This is a genomic window from Frigidibacter sp. MR17.14 (assembly GCF_037095735.1).
Classification (GTDB): Bacteria; Pseudomonadota; Alphaproteobacteria; order Rhodobacterales; family Rhodobacteraceae; genus Frigidibacter.
In genome coordinates this window covers 334,697-353,767 of record NZ_JBAWKD010000002.1, presented here as the reverse complement: position 1 = coordinate 353,767, position 19,071 = coordinate 334,697, and the positions used below count along the sequence as shown (strand labels likewise).

The window sequence follows — 19,071 nt, the reverse complement described above, 5'->3', positions numbered from 1 at the left end:
CCAAGTCCGGGCGCGCAATCAGGCGGCGACGGGGTAGCCCAGTCCTTTCAACGCCTCGGCGATCTCGTCGAGGATCTTCGGGTCGTCGATCGTCGCGGGCATCTTGAAGGCCTCGCCATCGGCGATCTTGGCCATGGTCGCGCGCAGGATCTTGCCCGAGCGGGTCTTGGGCAGCCGGTCGACCACCACCGCCAGCTTGAAGGCGGCCACGGGCCCGATGCGGTCGCGCACCAGCTTCACGCAGTCGCGCACCACCTGTTCGGGCGGGGTGTTGATGCCCTTCTTCAGGCAGAGGAACCCCAGCGGCAGCTGGCCCTTCAGCTGGTCCGCGACCCCGATCACCGCGCATTCAGCGACATCGACGTGCGAGGACAGCACCTCTTCCATCGCGCCGGTCGACAGCCGGTGCCCGGCGACGTTGATCACGTCATCGGTGCGCGCCATGATGTAGAGGTATCCGTCCCCGTCGATATAGCCCGCGTCGCCGGTCTCGTAATAGCCCGGGAAGCGGTCGAGATAGGCCTTGCGGAACCGCGGCTCGGCGTTCCACAGCGTGGGCAGCGTGCCGGGGGGCAGCGGCAGGCGGACCGCGATCGCGCCCAGTTCCCCCGCCTTCATCGGGTGGCCGCCCTCGTCGAGCACGTCGATCTGGTAGCCGGGCATCGCCACGGTCGGCGAGCCGAGCTTGACCGGCATCGCTTCGATCCCCATCGGGTTCGCGGCGATCGGCCAGCCGGTCTCGGTCTGCCACCAGTGGTCGATCACCGGCACGTTCAGGATCTGCTGGGCCCAGACGATGGTGTCGGGGTCGGCCCGCTCGCCGGCGAGGTAGAGCGCGGTGAGCGAGCGCAGGTTGTAGTCGCGGCTCAGGATCCCGGCCGGGTCCTCGCGCTTGATGGCGCGGATCGCGGTGGGGGCGGTGAAGAAGGACTTCACCCTGTGGTTCTGGATCACCCGCCAGAAGGTGCCGGCATCGGGGGTGCCCACGGGCTTGCCCTCGAACACGATGGTGGTCGCGCCCACGGCGAGGGGGGCGTAGCAGATGTAGCTGTGGCCGACGACCCAGCCCACGTCCGAGGCCGCCCAGAACACGTCGCCCGCGTCGATGCGGTAGATGTTGGGCATGGTCCAGGCCAGCGCCACGAGGTGGCCGGCGGTGTGACGCACGACCCCCTTCGGCTGGCCCGTGGTGCCCGAGGTGTAGAGGATGTAGGCGGGGTGGTTGCCCTCGACCGGGACGCAGTCGGCGGGGGCGACGCCGTACTGGAAGCTGTGCCAGGCGACGTCGCGCCCCGGGACCAGCCGTGCCACCTCCTGCTCGCGCTGGAAGATCACGCAGAACTCGGGCTTGTGGGCGGCGGCCTCGACCGCGGCATCGAGCAGCGGCTTGTAGGGCACGATCCGCCCCGGCTCGATCCCGCAGGAGGCGGCGATGATCGCCTTTGGTGTGCAGTCGTCGATGCGCACCGCCAGTTCATGCGCCGCGAAGCCGCCGAAGACCACCGAATGGATCGCGCCGATGCGGGCGCAGGCCAGCATCGCCTCGAGCGCCTCGGGGATCATCGGCATGTAGATGATGACCCGGTCGCCCTTGCCCACGCCCTTGGCGCGCAGCGCCCCGGCCAGCGAGGCCACGCGCTTCTGCAGCTCGGCATAGGTGATGCCCTTGGTCGAGCGGGTCAGCGGGCTGTCGTGGATGATCGCGACCTGATCGCCGCGGCCGGCCTCGACATGGCGGTCGACGCAGTTCCAGCAGGTGTTCACCTCGGCATCGGCGAACCATTCGTAGATCGGCGCCTTGTCCGCGAACAGCGCCTTCGAGGGCGGGCGCACCCAGTCGATCGCCCCGGCGGCCTGCATCCAGAACGCCTCGGGGTCGGCCTTCCAGCCGGCATAGACCTCTGCGTAGCTCATAACGCTCCTCCCTCTCTCCGGTCACAGTGGTAGCGACAGGGGCCGGAGCGGCGCAACGTTGTTACCGGTCACGGTGCAGAATAATTTGCAAAGTTTTCCGCCACGGGTTGCGAATTATATTCAATCCTCTGGAAGTATTCCCGGCCCGCCCGAGGATCCGCTTTGTTCGCAGCGCGATTTGCGCAAGATGGATCTGTCGGGATTCGACGCATGGGAGATATTGATGAAACCTATTATCGGGACCGTCGCGGTTTGCGCGGCGGCGCTTGCCGTGATCTCGGCCGCAGGTGCGGCCGGGGCGGCGACGGTGCTTTACACGGACGATTTCTCGGCCGGGACGCCCGTGGGCGGGCTGGCGGGCAGCAACGGCTTCGCCGGCGGCATGTATTACAACGCCAGCACGGGCGGGGCCCCGGCGGGCTACCAGCTGGCGCTGGGCGGACTTGGCGCGCATTCGCTGGTCACGGTCAGCTTCTCGCTGGCGCTGATCGACAGTTGGGACGGCACCTCGCCCTGGGGCTGGCCCTACGGCGACTATTTCAACGTCACCGCGGATGGCGCGGAGGTGTTCGAGATCTCGGTCGACAACTTCGGTTCAGGCAGCGTCGAGCAGGTCCCGGCCACCGCGACCGGGCGGGCGAGCGGACAGAACCTGTTCGGCAGCGGCTATGGGGATTCGACCTTCACGGTCGCGTTCAGCTTCCTGCACAGCGGCGCGACGCTGGATCTGGCGATGTTCGCCGACGGCATCGGCTGGCAGGGCGGCACCGATGAAAGCTGGGCGATCGACAACCTGACGGTCAGCGCCGATGTGGCGCCGGTGCCGCTGCCGGCCGCGCTGCCGCTGCTGGCCGGGGCGCTGGGCGGGCTCGGCGCGCTGGCGGCGCGTCGCCGCCGCCGCTGCTGAGCGTGCTGCGGGCGCCCCGCCGGGGCGCCCGGTTCCGTCAGCCGTAATGCGCGACCGGGGTGCCGGCGATGGCCGACATGTTCAGCAGGCCGCGCGCGGTGATCGACTGGGTGACGATATGGGCCTTGTTGCCCATGCCCATCAGGATCGGCCCGACCTCGAGCCCGCCGGCCTTCATCTTCAGGATGTTGCGCACGCCCGAAGCCGCGTCGGAATTGGCGAAGATCAGGATGTTCGCCGGGCCCTCGAACCGCGCGCCCGGGAAGATGCGGTCGCGCAGGCCCTGGTCGAGCGCCGAGTCGATGTGCATCTCGCCCTCGTAGGCGAAATCCGCCTCGCGCGCGTCGAGGATCTCCATCGCGGCGCGCATCCGGCGCCCCGACGAGATGTCGAGGTTGCCGAACTGCGAATGCGAACACAGCGCGACCTTCGGCACCAGCCCGAAGCGGCGGACATGGCGCGCGGCGCCGATCGCGGTCTCGGCGATCTGCTCGGGCGTGGGTTCGGCGTGGATATGGGTGTCGGCGATGAACAGCGGGCCGTCTTCCAGGATCATCATCGACAGCGCGCCCACCGGGTGCAGCCCGTCGCGCGCGAGGATGTGGCGGACGTAGTTCAGGTGCCACAGATACTGGCCGAAGGTGCCGCAGATCAGGCTGTCGGCCTCGCCGCGATGCACCATCACCGCGCCGATGGCGGTGGTGTTGGTGCGCATGATCGCGCGGGCGCTGTCGGGGGTGACGCCCTGCCGGGCCAGGAGGCCGTGGTAGGTCTCCCAGTATTCCCGGTAGCGGGCGTCGCTTTCCGGGTTCACGATCTCGAAGTCCTTCTCGGGCCGGATCGCGAGGCCGGCACGCTCGGCGCGCATGGCGATGACCTCGGGACGGCCGATCAGGATCGGCTTGTCGGTGGTCTCTTCCAGCATCGCGTTCGCGGCGCGCAGCACGCGCTCGTCCTCGCCCTCGGCGAAGACGATCCGGCGCTCGGCCATGGCCGAGGCCTCGAACACCGGGCGCATCAGCATCGCCGAGCGGAAGACCGAGCCGTCGAGCGACTGCTTGTAGGCGGCCAGGTCCTCGACCGGGCGCTCGGCCACGCCGGTGGCGATGGCGGCCTTGGCGACGGCGGTGGCCACCACGCCCATCAGCCGCGGGTCGAAGGGCTTCGGGATCAGGTAGTCGGGGCCGAAGCTCAGCTTCTCGCCCGAATAGGCGGCGGCGGCCTCGGCCGAGGTGGTGGTGCGGGCCAGCGCCGCGATGCCTTCGATGCAGGCGATCTTCATCTCGTCATTGATGGTGATCGCGCCGACGTCGAGCGCGCCGCGGAAGATGAAGGGGAAGCACAGGACGTTGTTGACCTGGTTGGGGTAGTCCGAGCGGCCGGTGGCGATGATCGCGTCGGGGGCGACCTCGCGCGCGAGTTCCGGCAGGATCTCGGGCGTGGGGTTCGCGAGCGCGAAGATGATCGGCTGGCGGGCCATCTTCGCGACCATCTCGGGCTTCAGGACGCCGGGGCCCGACAGGCCCAGGAACATGTCCGCGCCCTCGATCACCTCGGCCAGGGTCTTCGCTTCGGTGCCCTGCGCGTACTCGGCCTTCTGCGGGGTCATGTCCTCGTTGCGGCCCTCGTGCACGAGGCCGTGCAGGTCGCACAGGAACACGTTCTCGCGCTTCACGCCCAGCTTCAGCAGCATGTTGAGGCAGGCGATGCCCGCCGCGCCGCCGCCGGTCGAGACGATCTTGATGTCCTCCCAGCGCTTGCCCGCGATCTTCAGCGCGTTGGTCGCCGCGGCCCCCACCACGATCGCGGTGCCGTGCTGGTCATCGTGGAATACCGGGATCCGCATCTTCTGGCGGCACAGCTCCTCGACCACGAAGCAGTCGGGGGCCTTGATGTCCTCGAGGTTGATCGCCCCGAACGAGGGCTCGAGCGCGCAGACGATCTCGGCCAGCTTCACCGGGTCGGTCTCGGCGATCTCGATGTCGAAGCAGTCGATATTGGCGAATTTCTTGAAGAGGACGGCCTTGCCCTCCATCACCGGCTTCGAGGCCAGCGGCCCGATGTTGCCCAGGCCCAGCACCGCGGTGCCGTTCGACACGACCGCGACGAGGTTGCCGCGGGTGGTGTAGCGCGCGGCGGCGGTGGGATCGGCCTTGATCTCGAGGCAGGCCTCGGCCACGCCGGGGCTGTAGGCGAGGCTGAGGTCGCGGCCATTGGCGAGCGGCTTCGTCGCGCGGATCTCGAGCTTTCCGGGCTTCGGCATCTCGTGATAGCGCAGCGCGTCCTGCCGCACCTTCTCCTGCCGGGCTTCCGCCGAAATCTTCTCGTCCATGGCTGCCTCCATCCGGGTGCGATCGCGGGTGATTGTTTAACGTTCAACTATCGACCGACCCGCCCATGCCCGCCTTACGCCCTCGGGCCGTGCGAGGCAAGGGAAACGCGCCCGCCCGCAAAGGCCCCACCCCTGCGCCAGCGGAAAGCTGCGCCTCCGGCGGGGATATTTGGGCCAATGAGAATGGCCGCTTTCGCATCGGTCCAAATATCCCGGGGGTGAGGGCGCAGCCCGAGGGGGCAGCGCCCCCTTCCTGCCGCCGGGACCCGCCTTGCATCGCCCGGGCGGGCGGCGCAGTCTCGGGCGCAGAGACCCGAACGGAGGGGACCATGCTCAAGGACGCCGCCACCGCGGTCAGGGAGCGCGCCTATGCGCCCTATTCGAACTTCAAGGTCGGGGCGGCGCTGCGCGATGCCGCGGGCGCGGTCCATGTCGGCTGCAATGTCGAGAACGTGGCCTACCCCGAGGGCACCTGCGCCGAGGCCGGGGCGATCGCCGCAATGGTCGCCGCGGGCCAGACCCGCTTCACCGAGGCCTTCGTCATCGCCGACAGCCCGCAGCCGGTGCCGCCCTGCGGCGGCTGCCGCCAGAAGCTGGCCGAATTCGCGGCCCCCGGGGCGAAGGTGACGCTGGCCACCACCTCGGGCCTGATCTTCGAGACCACCGTGGCCGACCTGCTGCCCGGCTCGTTCGGGCGCGCGCATATGGAGGCCAGCGGTGGCTGACGGCGCGCGCGCACCCGAGGCGCGGGCGGTCATCGGCCGGCTGCGCGACGGGCAGGGGCTGCGCCCCGCCGATGCCGAATGGTTCGCGCGCGGCCTCGCCTCGGGCGATGTCACCGATGCGCAGGCCGGGGCCTTCGCGATGGCGGTGCGGCTGAAGGGGCTCGACGCGCCGGGGCGCGTGGCGCTGACGCGGGCGATGCGCGACTCGGGGCGCGTCCTGCACTGGGACCTGCCGGGCCCGGTGATCGACAAGCACTCGACCGGCGGCATCGGCGACTCCGTCTCGCTGCTGCTCGCGCCAGCGCTGGCGGCCTGCGGCGCCTATGTGCCGATGATCTCTGGCCGCGGGCTGGGCCATACCGGCGGCACGCTCGACAAGCTCGAGGCGATCCCCGGATACCGCACCGATGTCTCCGCCGACGATCTGCAGCATCTCGTGCGCGACTTCCGCTGCGCCATCGTCGGCGCCTCGGCCGAGATCGCGCCGGCGGACCGGCGGCTTTACGCGATCCGCGACGTGACCGGCACGGTCGAGAGCCTCGACCTGATCACCGCCTCGATCCTGTCGAAGAAGCTGGCCGCAGGGCTCGAGGCGCTGGTGCTGGATGTGAAGGTCGGCTCGGGCGCCTTCATGAAGACGCTGGACGAGGGCATGGCGCTGGCCCGCGCGCTGGTCGAGACCGCGCAGGGCGCGGGCTGCATGACCGCGGCGCTGGTCACCGACATGAGCCAGCCGCTGGGATCCTCGGCCGGCAATGCACTGGAACTGATCGAGGTGATGGAGACGCTGACCGGCGACGCGATCAACCAGTCGCTCTTCGACCTGACCGCGGCCTTGGGCGGCGAGGCGCTGGCCCTGGCGGGGCTCGCGGCCGATGCCGACGAGGGCGCCGAGCGGATCGAGGAGGCGATCGAGACCGGCCATGCCGCCGAGATCTTCGGCGAGATGGTCGCGGCGCTGGGCGGGCCTTCGGACTTCGTCGAGCGCTATCCCGACCGGCTGCCGGCGGCGCCGGTGGTGCGCGAGGTGCGCGCCGGCCGCGAGGGGTTCGTCACCGCGATCGACGGCGAGGCTCTGGGCCATGCCGTGGTGCGGCTGGGCGGCGGGCGGCTGCGCGAGGGCGACCGGATCAACCCTTCGGTGGGGCTGGCAGAGCTGGCGATGGTGGGCGAGCGCGTCTCGCCCGACCTGGCCTTGGCCTTCGTCCATGCCGCGACCGAAGAGGCGGCCGAGCGTGCCGTGGCCGAGGTGCGCGCGGCCTATGCGCTGGGCGAGGCCGCGCCGGAAGAGCCGCCGCTGATCCACGACCGGGTCGGCTGAGATGGCGCGCGCCTTCCTGATCGTGATGGACAGCGTCGGCTGCGGCGGGGCGCCCGATGCCGGGGCCTTCTTCAATGGCACGCTGCCCGACACCGGGGCCAACACCTTGGCCCATATCGCCGCGGCCTGCGCGGCGGGGCAGGCGGAAGAAGGGCGCTCGGGGCCTCTGCGGATGCCGGTGCTGGACCGGCTGGGCCTGTCGGCGGCGGTGCAACTGGCCTCCGGCGCCGGGATGCCGGGCCTTGGCGCGCGGCCCGAGGGGCTTTGGGGGGCGGCGACCGAGGTTTCGCCCGGCAAGGACACGCCGACGGGGCACTGGGAGCTGGCGGGCGTGCCGCTGCCCTGGCGCTGGATGGTGTTCCCCGAAACTGTGCCGGCCTTCCCGGCGGATCTGGCGGCCGAGATCGCGCGGCTGGCGGGGGCGGGCGGCATCCTTGGCGACTGCCATGCCTCGGGCACCGAGATCATCGCCCGGCTGGGGGACGAGCATCTGCGGACCGGCTGGCCGATCTGCTACACCTCTTCGGACAGCGTGCTGCAGATCGCCGCGCATGAGCAGGCCTTCGGGCTCGACCGGTTGCTGGCGCTTTGCAAGGCGATCGCGCCGCGGGTTCACGCGATGCGGGTGGGGCGGGTGATCGCGCGGCCCTTCACCGGCGTGCCGGGCCAGTTCGCGCGGACCGCCAACCGGCGCGATTATGCGCTGGCCTGCCCGGGCGAGACGATCCTCGACCGCGCCGCCGCCGCGGGCCGGGCCACGCATGCGGTGGGCAAGATCGGCGACATATTCTCGACGCGCGGCGTCTCGGACCTGCGGAAGGGCAAGAGCGACCTTGATCTTTCCGAACATCTTCTGGCTTTGGCCCAGGAGGCTGAGCCGGGGTCGTTGACCTTTGCCAACTTTGTCGAGTTTGACAGCCTTTATGGCCACCGCCGCGACGTCTCGGGCTATGCGCGCGCGCTGGAATGGTTCGACACCGTCGCGGGACGCTTCCTCGACCGTCTGCAACCCGGCGACCTTGCCATCTTCACTGCCGACCATGGCAACGACCCGACCCATTCCGGCACCGACCATACCCGCGAGAGGGTGCCGGTGCTGGGCTGGGGGGCGGGGCCGCAGGCCATCGGACAGGTTGCCTTTACCGATGTGGCCGCAACCCTTGCCGCGCATCTAGATCTGCCCCCCGTTGCCGAAGGGAAAAGCTTCCTGTGACCGACATTCCGAAGCTGGAACTGCACCTGCATCTCGAGGGCGCGGCGCCGCCGGCCTTCATCCGTGGTCTTGCGGCCGAGAAGAAGATCGACATCTCGGGCATCTTCGACGCGCGCGGCCATTACCGCTATGCCGATTTCAACGAGTTCCTGCGCGTCTACGAGGCCGCGACTTCGGTGCTGACGACGCCCGCCGATTACGCGCGGCTGGTGCGGGCGGTGCTTGAGGAAAGCGCCGCAAGTGGCGTGATCTATTCGGAATGTTTCGTCTCGCCCGATTTCTGCGGTGGTGGCGATCTTGGCGCCTGGCGCGATTTTCTGGCCGCGATGCAGGAGGCCGCGGCAGAGGTGCAGGCGCATGGCGGCCCGATCCTGCGCGCCACCGTCACCGCGATCCGCCATTTCGGGCCCGAAAAATCCCGCCCCGCCGCGCTCTGTGCCGCAGAGACCGCGGGCGGTTTCCTCACCGGCTTCGGCATGGCCGGGGCCGAGGATGTGCTCAGCCCCCAGGACTTCGCCTGGGCCTTCGACTGCGCGCGCGAGGCGGGGCTGGGGCTGACCTGCCACGCCGGTGAATGGGGCGGGCCGCAGTCGATCCGCGACGCGCTGAGCCTCGGCGTCAGCCGCATCGGCCACGGGGTGCGCGCGATCGAGGATCTGGCGCTGGTCGATGAACTGGCCGAGCGCGGCGTGGTGCTCGAGGTCTGTCCGGGCTCGAACATCGCGCTGGGGATCTACAAGGGCTGGCGGCAGCACCCGATCGGCAAGCTTTACGACCGCGAGGTGAAGGTCACCGTCTCGACCGATGATCCGCCGTTCTTCCACACCACGATGGCGCGCGAGCATGACCGGCTGGCCGATGCCTTCGACTGGGACGAGGGCGTGTTCCGCAAGCTGGCGGTCACCGCCGCCGAGGCCGCCTTCTGCGACGAGAACACGCGCGCCGGGCTCTTGAAGCGGATCGCGGCGGCCTGACGGTCGGTCAGGACTTTCCCCCCGCGCCTTTCCCGCGCTAGGGAAGGGAAACAGACAACAGGGAGCCAAGCGATGCTGGAGCATCTGACCGTCGTCACCCATCCGCTGGTGCAGCACAAGCTGACGCTGATGCGCGACAAGGAGACCTCGACCGCGGGCTTCCGGCGGCTTCTGCGCGAGATCAGCCTGCTTCTGGCCTATGAGATCACCCGCGGGCTCGAGATGACCACGACCGAGATCGAGACGCCGCTGCAGAAGATGCAGGCGCCGGTGCTCGACGGCAAGAAGCTGGCGCTGGTGTCGATCCTGCGGGCCGGCAACGGGCTTCTGGACGGGATCCTCGAACTGATCCCGGCGGCGCGGGTCGGCTTCGTCGGCCTCTACCGCGACCCCGAGACGCTGCAGCCGGTGCAGTATTACTGCAAGGTGCCCTCGGAGCTCGAGGACCGGTTGACGATCCTTGTCGATCCGATGCTGGCCACGGGGAATTCCTCGGTCGCGGCGGTGGACCTGATGAAGGAGAAGGGCGCGAAGAACATCCGCTTCCTGTGCCTGCTCGCCTCGCCCGAGGGCATCGCCCGGATGAAGGAGGCGCATCCCGATGTGCCGATCGTCACCGCGTCTGTGGACGAATGCCTGAATGACCATGGATATATTGTGCCTGGACTAGGGGATGCGGGCGACCGCATGTTCGGCACCAAATAACCGGTTATTTCGCTTTACTGACCGGCCTGATTCCCCCCATGATCCTTGGCAACGTAAGCCCGGGGGGCAGGTCTTGGTGCAGCGGATTTCAAGGACTCTGACGGTGGCGGCGCTGGTGACGGCGCTGGCCACAGGTCTGGTGTCTGCGGCCCGGGCCGATGCGATGCCGCCGATCACCGGCGAGCGCTATGTCGACAGCAACGGCTGTGCCTTCCAGCGCGCGACGATGGGCAACCGCACGATCTGGGCGCCGGTCGTCGGATCGGACCGCAATCCGATGTGCGGACGCCCCGCGACCGTCGCGGGCAGCGCGCCGAAGACCCGGGTTGCGCGCGTGGTGACAGTTGCGCCGAGCTCTGCCGCGGTCGTGCAGGCCGCCGACGGGCGGGTGTTCTGCCCGCGGGCCTTCCCGATGCTGCGCAAGGTTCCGGCGCCCGGCGGCGGCACGATGCTGCGCTGCATGCCGCTGACGCCCGACATGGCCGGGCTGCAGCTGCTGGCGCCGCCCAAGGGCTACAAGCGCACCTGGGAGGACGGCCGGCTGAATCCGGCGCGCGGGCTTCGGACCAGCGCGGGCGACGCCTCGATGGCGCGCTACTGGACGGACGAGGTGCCGATGCGCGGCAAGCTTGCCAGCAACACCACGCCGCGGCTGTATTTCGCGCCCGCCGGCGCGGGACAATGAACATCCCCCCGCGTCAGACGCGGGTGGGGAAGGGTTAACCGGGGAAACATCGGGCAGTGCTGCGGCCCCGTTCTCGCAAGAGGGCGGGGCCGTTCCTTTCAGCCGCAGATCTGCTGCAGAGAGACCCAGTCGGTGTCGCTCAGCACCGGCTCGTAGATGCCGGCCGCGCCGGGGTCGGTCTCGATCAGCGGCAGCACGCTTTCGCCGGTGGGGTCGATGGCGCGGGCATAGGGGCCGGAGGTGACCTTGAGCTGGTTGAAGCGCAGCGCCAGCGCCTCGGGATCGGCGGCGACGGCGGGTTCGGTCAGCAGGTGCTCTGCATAGCCCGCCATGGTCGCGGCCGGCAGCTCGCCCGTGGTCAGCAGCCGGAAGGTCGCGCGCAGGCCCGCCCATTCCAGCGCCTCGCGCACGGGGTCGTCGATCAGGGCGCGCTGGCGCTCTGCCAGGATGAAGCCGGCAAGCACCTCTGGCGTCTCGTAATTCTCGATCAGCCGGCGCGAGACGACGACGGTGCGGCCGGGCAGGTGCAGGGTGCCGGTGACGCCGTCGCGCACCACGACGATGTGCAGCGGCTCGCCCGCCGTGCCCAGCCGCGCCCCCAGCCGGGTCAGCGCCGCGTCGCCCTCGCGCGTGCTGCAGGCGGTGCCGGTCAGCCGGGCGAGGTCGTCGACCAGATCGCGGCCCAGATCCACGCGGGTCGAGAAGGGCAGCACCTCGGCGGTGTGGTCGACCATCGCGCCCGGCAGCCAGAACAGGCCCAGCCCCGCCAAAGCGGCGCAGGTCAGCGCGACGATGGTGCCGCGCAGCCGGCCCGGGTGCGGGCGGCGGGCGAGGATCAGGCTGCGCACCTTGTCGAGCGCCTCGATCATCGCCGGCTCGTCGATTTCCAGCAGCTCGTCCTCGCCCTCGCCGGGGGCGTAAAGACCGGGCATCTCGCCGGGATTGACCCGGCGGATCGCGGGCAGCGACCAATGGGTCAGCGGCCGGCCCGAGCGGTCGTCGGAGATCACCAGCGTCGCATCGCCCAGCGACACCACGACCGCGCGGCGCTGGTCGCCGCTGCGGTCGCGCCAGAGCGCGGAGCATTCGAGGCGCTGGTATTCTGCAAGGGCCGTCATCGGCGGCGGGGCTCTCCTGGCACGGCGCCGACGGACGGGCCCTAGTCGGGTCCGACGATAGACCCCCGCCGGGGGCAGGGCAATGCGGCCACGGTCCCGATCCCGGGGAATCGCGGGCTTATTTCGCCGGTTCGTCCAGAAGCTTCGCCACCGCGCGCAGTTCGAACTTCTGGATCTTGCCGGTCGAGGTCTTTGGCAGCTCGCAGAACACGACGCGCTTCGGGGTCTTGAAGCCGGCAAGGCGGGTGCGGGCGAAGGCGATCAGCTCGGCCTCGGTGACGCTGGCGCCCGCCTTCAGCTCGACGAAGGCGCAGGGAACCTCGCCCCATTTCTCGTCGGGCTTGGCCACCACCGCGGCAAGGCTGACGGCGGGGTGATGGGCCAGCACGCCCTCGACCTCGACCGAGCTCACGTTCTCGCCGCCCGAGATGATGATGTCCTTCGCGCGGTCGGTGATCTTGATGTAGCCGTCCTCGTGGCGGAAGGCGATGTCGCCGGTGTGGAACCAGCCGCCGCGGAAGGCCTCGGCCGTGGCCTCGGGGTTCTTGAAGTAGCCCTTCATCACCCCGTTGCCGCGCATCGCGATCTCGCCCAGGTGCCGGCCGTCGCGCGGCACCTCGGCGCCGGCCTCGTCAAGGACGGTGATCTCGTCCATCATCGCCATCTTCACCCCGGTGCGGGCCTTGAGTGCTGCACGCTCCTCGCCCGCGATGCCGTCCCATTCCGGTTTCCAGATGCATTCGGTGGCGGGGCCGTAGCATTCGGTCAGCCCGTAGACCTGGGTGACGTTGAAGCCCAGCGGCTCGATCGCGGCGAGGGTGGCGGCGGGGGGCGGGGCGCCGGCGGTGAAGACCTCGACGGTATGGGCGAAGGCGCGGCGGTCGGCGTCCTTGGCGTTGATGATCGTGTTCAGCACGATCGGCGCGCCGCCGAAATGGGTGACGCCGTGATCGGCGATGGCGTCGTAGATCGCCTTCGCGGTGATGTCCCGGCAGCAGACGACGGTGCCGCCATAGGCCGGGATCATCCAGGGATGGGTCCAGGCATTGCAGTGGAAGAGCGGGACGATGGTCAGATAGACCGGGTAAAGCTGCATCCGCCAGCCGATCGCGTTCTGGATCCCCGCCAGATAGGCGCCGCGGTGGTGGATCACCACGCCCTTCGGTCGCCCCGTGGTGCCCGAGGTATAGGACAGCCCGATGCTTTCCCATTCGTCCTGCGGCAGCACCCACGGCGCGGCCGGATCGCCCTCGGCGAGAAGCGCCTCGTAGTCGAGATACCGGCCCGAGGCGGGGATCCCGGCGACCGGGTCGGCGATTTCGACGATCTTCGGGCCCGAGCCCGGCATCGCCTTGATCGCGGCCTCTGCCAGCGACAGGCAGCCCGCGTCGCACAGCAGGATCTTCGCCTCGGCATGGCCGAGGATATAGGCCACCGTCTCGGTATCGAGCCGGGTGTTGATGGTGTTGAGCACCGCACCCGCCGCCGGCACGCCGAAATGCGCCTCGCAATGCGCGGGCAGGTTCGGGATCAGGGTCGCCACCACGTCGCCGGGGCGTATCCCGTGGCGCGCGAGCGCCGAGGCGAGGCGCGAGACCCGGGCGTGATATTCGGCATAGGTCCAGCTGAGATCGCCATAGACCAGCGCGGTGCGATGGGCATGGACGTCGGCCGCGCGCGCGAGGTGGCTCAGCGGCGTCAGCGGCACGTGGTTCGCGGCGCATTTCTCCAACCCGGTCTCGTCGGCAAGCCAGCCCATGATGTCCCCCCTCGGCCGGCTGTCCGGCCCTGCCATCCGGGGGCGATCCTGCCGCGCGGCGGGGGGGCGGGGAAGCGGCGGCGCGGAAAATGACGGGACGTCACCGGCCCGGGGCAGGAGGGGGGCGCTGCCCCCCGGCCTGCGGCCTCCCCCCGGGATATTTGCACCAGTGCGAAATGCGCATTTCTCATTGGCCGAAATATCCCGGGGGTGAGGCGCGGCACGCGCCGAGGGGGCAGCGCCCCCTCCCTGTTCCTCAGGCCGCGCGGAAACCGGTGTTCTCGCGCGCGGCGCGGATCAGAACTTCGGGCGGCGCGAAGCGGGGGCCGTGGCGCGCGGCGAGGTCCTCGCAGGCGGCGAGCGCCGCCGGGGCGCCGATCCGGTCGAGCCAGGAGAACGGCCCGCCCGACCAGGGTGCGAAGCCCCAGCCGAGGATCGCGCCGACATCGCCTTCGCGCAGGTCGGTCAGCACGCCCTCTTCCCAGGCCCGCAGCGCTTCGAGCGCCTGGATGTAGAGAAGCCGCGCCTGCACCTCGGGCAGGGCGGGCTGCTCGGCCGCCGGCGGATGCGCCGTGGCGAGGCCGGGCCAGAGGCCGAGGCGCTTCGAGCCATCGTAGTCGTAGAAGCCCGCGCCCGCCTTGCGCCCGAGCCGCCCGGCGGCGACCATCGGGAAGATCACCGCATCGACCGCGGCATCCGGATAGGCCGCGCCCATCGCGGCCTTGGTCGCGGTGGCGATCCGGGCCCCGAGGTCGAGCGAGACCTCGTCGATCAGCTGCAAGGGCCCGACCGGCATCCCGGCCATCCGCGCGGCGTTTTCGACCAGCGCCGGGGCCACGCCCTCGGCCACCATGCGGATGCCCTCGTTCAGATAGGGGATGATGCAGCGGTTGGCGTAGAAGAAGCGCGCGTCGTTCACCACGATCGGCGTCTTGCGGATCGCGCGCACGAAATCGAGCGCGCGAGCGACCGCCGCATCGGCGGTGTCGCGGCCGCGGATGATCTCGACCAGCGCCATCTTCTCGACCGGCGAGAAAAAATGGATGCCGAGGAAGCGCGCGGGGTCGGAGAAGGCTTGGGCCAGGTCGGTGACCGGAAGGGTCGAGGTGTTGGTGGCGAAGGTCGCCGTGGCGGGCAGGGCGGCGGCAGCGCGGGCGGTGACCTCGGCCTTGACGCCGGTGTCCTCGAACACCGCCTCGATCACCAGATCGCAGTCGTTGAGCGCCGCCATGTCGGTGGTGGCGGTGATCCGCGCGAGCGTGGCCTCGCGCGCCTCTTTCGAGGTCTTGCCGCGCGAGACGGCCTTGTCCTGTTCGGCCACGGCATGGGCCAGGCCCTTGTCGGCGGCCTCTTGCGTGCGGTCGATCAGCCGCACCTCGATCCCGGCCTTCGCCGCGACATGGGCGATGCCCGCGCCCATCATCCCGGCGCCGATCACGCCCAATACCGTGACCGGCATCGGCGGCACATCCGGCCGGGTCGCGCCCTTCTCGAGCGCCTCCTTGTCGAGGAAGAGCGAGCGGATCATCGCGCCCGAGGTCGGGTCCATCAGCACCGAGGTGAACTGCCGCGCCTCGATCTTCAGCGCGGTGTCGAAGGGCACCAGCGCGCCCTCGTAGATCGCGGCCAGCATCGCCTCGGCCGCCGGGTAGCGGCCCAGCGTGCGGCCCTGCACCATGGCCGCGGCGCCGACGAAGGTCATGAAGCCCTGCGGCGAATAGGGCGCGCCGCCGGGATACTTGTAACCCTTCTGGTCCCAGGGCTTCACCAGATCGGCGTCGGTCGCCGCGCGGATCCAGTCCTTGGCGCGGGTCAGCAGCGCCTCGGGCGCCACGACCTCGTCGATCAGGCCCAGCATCTTCGCGGTCTTCGGGTCCGACAGCCGGCCCTCCAGCAGCACCGGCGCCGCCATCATCGGGCCGAGCTTGCGGGCAAGCCTCGTGGTGCCGCCGGCGCCGGGGAAAATGCCGACGAGGATCTCTGGCAGGCCGATCTTGGCCTTCGGATTGTCGGCGGCGAAGATCCGGTGGCAGGCCAGTGGCAGTTCCAGCCCGAGGCCCAGCGCGGTGCCGGGCAGCGCCGCGACGATCGGCTTGCCGCCCTTCAGGGTCTTCGGGTCCATCCCGCCGCGCTCGATCCGGCGCAGCAGGCCGTGCACCTTCATCAGCCCCTCGAAGAGCCCGCGGGCGGGGGCGTCGCCGGCCTCGGCCTTCATCCGGGCGATGGCCGACAGGTCCATGCCGCCGGCGAAATCGGCCTTGGCAGAGGTGATCACGACGCCCTTCACCTCCGGGTCGCCCAGCGCGCGGTCGATCAGCGTGGACAGCTCGTCGAGCCCTTCCAGCGACATGACATTCATCGAGCGCCCGGGCAGGTCCCAGGTGATGGTCGCGATGCCCTCGTCGCAGTCCCAGCGGAAGTCAGCCATGGCGGATCTCCGTAACCGTGCGAATATTCGATTGCGGCAAGATGAGCCAACGGATGAGGATCATGTCAGACGGACATGTTCGAAAAGGGAAAGTCATCTCAGCCCTCCCACGGGGTGCCGTCGCGGTGGAAATAGGCCTGTCGGCCCTCGGCGTGCCGCATCACCAGATCCTCGTCGGGGTAATGCGCGATCTCGCCCGCCATCTTGGCGCCGACCACCAGGAAGCTCGCCGGTTCCGCGCTGCGGTTCAGGAAATGGTGCGCGTCGGGACGCCCGGCCGGGAAGGCCACGCAATCGCCGGGGCGCATCACCGCCTCGCCGTCGTCGGTGACCATGACCAGCTCGCCCTCGGTCACCCAGACGAACTCGTCCTCGCGCTCGTGCCAGTGGCGGATCGATGAGGCCGCGCCCGGCTCGAGCCGGATCAGGTTGACGCCGAACTGGCTGAGCCCGCCGGCCTCGGCCAGTCGCAACGACGACCGTCCGGCGACGCGGGGCAGGAAGGCCGCCGGATAGCCGGAACCGGTGCGGCGGGGCAGGCTGTCCAGGTCGAGTTTCTTCGCCATCAGAGCCTCTCGATCACCATCGCCACGCCCATGCCCGAGGCCACGCAGAGCGTGATCAGCCCGGTGCCAAGGCCGCGGGCCTCCATCTCGTCCAGAAGCGTGCCCAGCAGGATCGCCCCGGTGGCGCCCAAGGGGTGCCCCAGCGCGATGGCGCCGCCGTTCACGTTCACCTTCGCCGGATCGGCGTCGAAGGCCTGCAGGAAGCGCAGGACCACGGCCGAAAAGGCCTCGTTCACCTCGAAAAGATCGATGTCGGCGATCGTCATCCCGGCGGCGGCCAGCACCTTCTGCGTCGCGGGCACCGGACCGGTCAGCATGATCGTGGGCTCGGTGCCGACGCGGGCCGCGGCGCGGATCCGGGCGCGGGGGCGAAGGCCCTGCGCGGCCCCGAACGCGGCAGAGCCCACCAGCACCGCCGCCGCCCCGTCGACGATGCCCGAGGAATTGCCGGCATGGTGGACATGCTCGATCCGTTCCAGATGCGGGTAGCGCATCAGCGCGACCTTGTCGAAGCCCGGCATCGACTCGCCCATCTCCTTGAACGAGGGCTTCAGCGCGCCGAGCGCCTGCATGTCGGTGCCGGGGCGCAGCGCCTCGTCGGTCTCGAGGATCGGCAGGCCGTTCAAGTCGCGCACCGCGACCAGCGAGCGGTCGAACCGCCCCGATGCCTGCGCCGCGGCGGCGCGGGTCTGGCTTTCGACGGCGAAGGCGTCGCAGTCGGTGCGGGAAAATCCGTGTTCGGTGGCGATCAGGTCGGCCGAGATGCCCTGCGGCACGAAGCCCGCCTTCATCGCCAGCCGCGGGTCGACGGCGATCGCGGCGCCGTCCGAGCCCATGGCGACGCGGCTCATCATCTCGACCCCGCCGGCGACATAGGCCTCGCCGGCGCCGCCCTTCACCTGGTTGGCGGCCAGCATCACCGCCTCGAGCCCCGAGGCGCAGAAACGGTTGATCGACAGGCCCGGAATCGCCTGATCGAGTCCCGACATCAGCACCGCCGACCGGGCAAGGCAGCCGCCCTGTTCGCCGACCTGGGTGGCGTTGCCCCAGATCACGTCCTCGATCACCGGTCCTGCCAGCCCGTTGCGCGCCGCCAGCGCATCGAGCATCTGCGCCGACAGCGCGACCGAGGTCACCTCGTGCAGCGCCCCGTCGGGCCGCCCGCGGCCGCGGGGGCTGCGCAGGGCATCGTAGATCAGCGCGTCACGCATCGGGGCCTCCCGTCCCCGGCGGTCCTCGGGCGGGCGCTCAGGCCCGGTCCGAGGGGTTGCCGGGCATCAGATCATAGGGGTGTTTCCAGCCGGGCAGGGCGGCGATCCGGTCCAGCCAGGCGGCGGTCGCGGGCCGGGCGGCCCGGTCGAAGCCGAAGGGTTCGGGGTAGTAGAGATAGCCGCAGCAGGCGAAATCGGCGAGGGTCGGCGCCCCGCCCACCATCCAGTCGCGGCCCTGAAGATGGGCCTCGAGCACGTCGAGCGCGGCCTGCACCCGGCCCGAAAGCCAGCGGATCGCCCCCTCGGGGCGCTTCTCTTCGGGCAGGAAGTTCATCATGAAGCGCAGGCCCCCCTGCTGGCCCGAGCCCTTCTGCGCATCCCAGAACATCCAGCGCAGGATTTCCGAGCGGTCACCGTCGAGGAATTTCCCCGTCTTCTCGGCCACATGCAGCTGGATCACGCAGGACTGGGTCAGGGTCAGCCCGTCCTCGGCGAAGACCGGCGCCTCGCCCATCTCGTTCAGGGCGCGGAATTCGGGGCTGCGCGAGGCGCCGTGGAAGAAATCGACCCAGACCGGCTGCCAGTCGTAACTCGCCAGTTCCAGCGTCAGCGCCGCCTTGTAGGCATTGCCGCTTTCGCCGAAGCAGTGAAGTGTCGCCGTCATCGTTTCCTCCCGTGCCGTGTCGCGGCCAGCAGAGGCCGCATCGCCGCCCGAGGCCAGTCTGACCTCGCGTCAGGACGGCTGCAAGCGGGGCCGACCGATTCACCGACGGGTAACGTTAACCGGTTGTTAAGCGCTGTCGGTGACAGTCGGGTTACGGTCGCGGGTTCCCCACCCTTAGACCGAGGCGAGGGACTTCTGCTCCGGCCCGGGACGAGGTGTTACGAGTTTGCTTCCTCGCAGGGTGTGTTTGCTGGCTCAGGCCGGGGCGCCTTTTCGCCTGTCGCGGTCAGGCTTTCGGGTCAGGCTTTCGGGTCAGGCCTTGCGGGCCTCGAGCTCGGCCTTGAACAGCCGCAACCGGTGGCCGAGGTTGTCCTCGCGCGTGACCGAGCCGAAATTCTCGAACAGGAAGACCAGCGCCTCGTCGGTGGTGATCTCGGCCTCGGCGGCGAAGCCCTTCAGCTTGCGCCAGGCGTCTTCGGTCAGGGCGACGGGAATGCGGCGGGTCAGGCGCAGGCGCTTTGGCATCGGATCCTCGGACACTGGGGCAAT

General features: G+C 70.0%; 16 protein-coding genes. 7 read left to right on the top strand and 9 right to left on the bottom strand.

What is annotated here, in order from left to right:
• Positions 1-18 precede the first annotated feature (18 nt).
• Positions 19-1,914, bottom strand: a complete 1,896-nt coding sequence (locus tag V8J36_RS06825) for a propionyl-CoA synthetase (RefSeq protein WP_336466530.1) — start codon at positions 1,912-1,914, stop codon at positions 19-21.
• Between the two features lie 223 nt (positions 1,915-2,137).
• On the opposite strand from V8J36_RS06825, the gene V8J36_RS06820 reads away from it, so the two are divergent.
• Positions 2,138-2,821 (top strand): hypothetical protein, encoded by a 684-nt coding sequence (locus tag V8J36_RS06820; RefSeq protein WP_336466529.1) that lies wholly within the window; start codon positions 2,138-2,140, stop codon positions 2,819-2,821.
• A gap of 37 nt (positions 2,822-2,858) precedes the next feature.
• Here V8J36_RS06820 and V8J36_RS06815 read toward each other — a convergent pair whose 3' ends face one another.
• Positions 2,859-5,153, bottom strand: coding sequence for an NADP-dependent malic enzyme (locus V8J36_RS06815; protein ID WP_336466528.1), 2,295 nt, complete (start codon positions 5,151-5,153; stop codon positions 2,859-2,861).
• Positions 5,154-5,482: 329 nt separating this feature from the next.
• On the opposite strand from V8J36_RS06815, the gene V8J36_RS22855 reads away from it, so the two are divergent.
• The 6 genes from V8J36_RS22855 (at position 5,483) to V8J36_RS06785 (ending at position 10,776) form a co-directional block, all read left to right on the top strand.
• Positions 5,483-5,878, top strand: coding sequence for a cytidine deaminase (locus V8J36_RS22855; RefSeq protein ID WP_442902468.1), 396 nt, complete (start codon positions 5,483-5,485; stop codon positions 5,876-5,878).
• 31 nt (positions 5,879-5,909) lie between these two features.
• Entirely contained in the window at positions 5,910-7,199 is a 1,290-nt protein-coding gene (locus V8J36_RS06805) for a thymidine phosphorylase (protein ID WP_442902470.1), read from the top strand.
• Between the two features lies 1 nt (position 7,200).
• Complete coding sequence (locus V8J36_RS06800; RefSeq protein ID WP_336466525.1) at positions 7,201-8,412, top strand: phosphopentomutase; 1,212 nt, start codon at positions 7,201-7,203, stop codon at positions 8,410-8,412.
• Positions 8,409-9,386 carry an adenosine deaminase gene (locus tag V8J36_RS06795; RefSeq protein ID WP_336466524.1) on the top strand — a complete coding sequence of 326 codons (978 nt, stop codon included), beginning with the start codon at positions 8,409-8,411 and terminating at the stop codon, positions 9,384-9,386. The genes V8J36_RS06800 and V8J36_RS06795 overlap by 4 nt, the downstream gene beginning before the upstream one ends.
• 72 nt (positions 9,387-9,458) lie before the next feature.
• Entirely contained in the window at positions 9,459-10,091 is a 633-nt protein-coding gene (gene upp, locus V8J36_RS06790; RefSeq protein WP_336466523.1) for a uracil phosphoribosyltransferase, read from the top strand.
• Between the two features lie 103 nt (positions 10,092-10,194).
• Positions 10,195-10,776, top strand: coding sequence for a hypothetical protein (locus V8J36_RS06785; protein WP_336466522.1), 582 nt, complete (start codon positions 10,195-10,197; stop codon positions 10,774-10,776).
• 98 nt (positions 10,777-10,874) lie between these two features.
• On the opposite strand, the gene V8J36_RS06780 is transcribed toward V8J36_RS06785, so the two are convergent.
• The 7 genes from V8J36_RS06780 to V8J36_RS06750 all read right to left on the bottom strand — a co-directional run bounded on the left by V8J36_RS06780 (position 10,875) and on the right by V8J36_RS06750 (position 19,047).
• A complete protein-coding gene (locus V8J36_RS06780) occupies positions 10,875-11,894 on the bottom strand; it encodes a hypothetical protein (protein ID WP_336466521.1) in 1,020 nt (339 codons plus the stop codon).
• Between the two features lie 118 nt (positions 11,895-12,012).
• A complete protein-coding gene (locus V8J36_RS06775) occupies positions 12,013-13,653 on the bottom strand; it encodes an AMP-binding protein (RefSeq protein WP_336466520.1) in 1,641 nt (546 codons plus the stop codon).
• Positions 13,654-13,909: 256 nt separating this feature from the next.
• Positions 13,910-16,081 (bottom strand): 3-hydroxyacyl-CoA dehydrogenase NAD-binding domain-containing protein, encoded by a 2,172-nt coding sequence (locus V8J36_RS06770; protein WP_336466519.1) that lies wholly within the window; start codon positions 16,079-16,081, stop codon positions 13,910-13,912.
• A 98-nt stretch (positions 16,082-16,179) separates the two neighbouring features.
• Positions 16,180-16,647 carry a cupin domain-containing protein gene (locus V8J36_RS06765; protein WP_336466518.1) on the bottom strand — a complete coding sequence of 156 codons (468 nt, stop codon included), beginning with the start codon at positions 16,645-16,647 and terminating at the stop codon, positions 16,180-16,182.
• Positions 16,647-17,858, bottom strand: a complete 1,212-nt coding sequence (locus V8J36_RS06760; RefSeq protein WP_336466517.1) for an acetyl-CoA C-acetyltransferase — start codon at positions 17,856-17,858, stop codon at positions 16,647-16,649. Before V8J36_RS06760 ends, V8J36_RS06765 begins: the two co-directional genes overlap by 1 nt.
• 37 nt (positions 17,859-17,895) lie before the next feature.
• Complete coding sequence (locus V8J36_RS06755) at positions 17,896-18,522, bottom strand: glutathione S-transferase family protein (RefSeq protein ID WP_336466516.1); 627 nt, start codon at positions 18,520-18,522, stop codon at positions 17,896-17,898.
• A 312-nt stretch (positions 18,523-18,834) separates the two neighbouring features.
• On the bottom strand, positions 18,835-19,047 hold the full coding sequence (locus tag V8J36_RS06750) for a hypothetical protein (protein ID WP_336466515.1): 213 nt from the start codon (positions 19,045-19,047) through the stop codon (positions 18,835-18,837).
• Positions 19,048-19,071: the final 24 nt, after the last annotated feature.

What these genes read in the sequence shown, in the direction of transcription:
- V8J36_RS06825 (WP_336466530.1), bottom strand. Translation starts at nt 1,914, where the DNA reads ATGAGCTACGCAGAGGTCTATGCCGGCTGGAAGGCCGACCCCGAGGCG.
- V8J36_RS06820 (WP_336466529.1), top strand. Translation starts at nt 2,138, where the DNA reads ATGAAACCTATTATCGGGACCGTCGCGGTTTGCGCGGCGGCGCTTGCC.
- V8J36_RS06815 (WP_336466528.1), bottom strand. Translation starts at nt 5,153, where the DNA reads ATGGACGAGAAGATTTCGGCGGAAGCCCGGCAGGAGAAGGTGCGGCAG.
- V8J36_RS22855 (WP_442902468.1), top strand. Translation starts at nt 5,483, where the DNA reads ATGCTCAAGGACGCCGCCACCGCGGTCAGGGAGCGCGCCTATGCGCCC.
- V8J36_RS06800 (WP_336466525.1), top strand. Translation starts at nt 7,201, where the DNA reads ATGGCGCGCGCCTTCCTGATCGTGATGGACAGCGTCGGCTGCGGCGGG.
- upp (WP_336466523.1), top strand. Translation starts at nt 9,459, where the DNA reads ATGCTGGAGCATCTGACCGTCGTCACCCATCCGCTGGTGCAGCACAAG.
- V8J36_RS06780 (WP_336466521.1), bottom strand. Translation starts at nt 11,894, where the DNA reads ATGACGGCCCTTGCAGAATACCAGCGCCTCGAATGCTCCGCGCTCTGG.
- V8J36_RS06775 (WP_336466520.1), bottom strand. Translation starts at nt 13,653, where the DNA reads ATGGGCTGGCTTGCCGACGAGACCGGGTTGGAGAAATGCGCCGCGAAC.
- V8J36_RS06770 (WP_336466519.1), bottom strand. Translation starts at nt 16,081, where the DNA reads ATGGCTGACTTCCGCTGGGACTGCGACGAGGGCATCGCGACCATCACC.
- V8J36_RS06765 (WP_336466518.1), bottom strand. Translation starts at nt 16,647, where the DNA reads ATGGCGAAGAAACTCGACCTGGACAGCCTGCCCCGCCGCACCGGTTCC.
- V8J36_RS06760 (WP_336466517.1), bottom strand. Translation starts at nt 17,858, where the DNA reads ATGCGTGACGCGCTGATCTACGATGCCCTGCGCAGCCCCCGCGGCCGC.
- V8J36_RS06755 (WP_336466516.1), bottom strand. Translation starts at nt 18,522, where the DNA reads ATGACGGCGACACTTCACTGCTTCGGCGAAAGCGGCAATGCCTACAAG.
- V8J36_RS06750 (WP_336466515.1), bottom strand. Translation starts at nt 19,047, where the DNA reads ATGCCAAAGCGCCTGCGCCTGACCCGCCGCATTCCCGTCGCCCTGACC.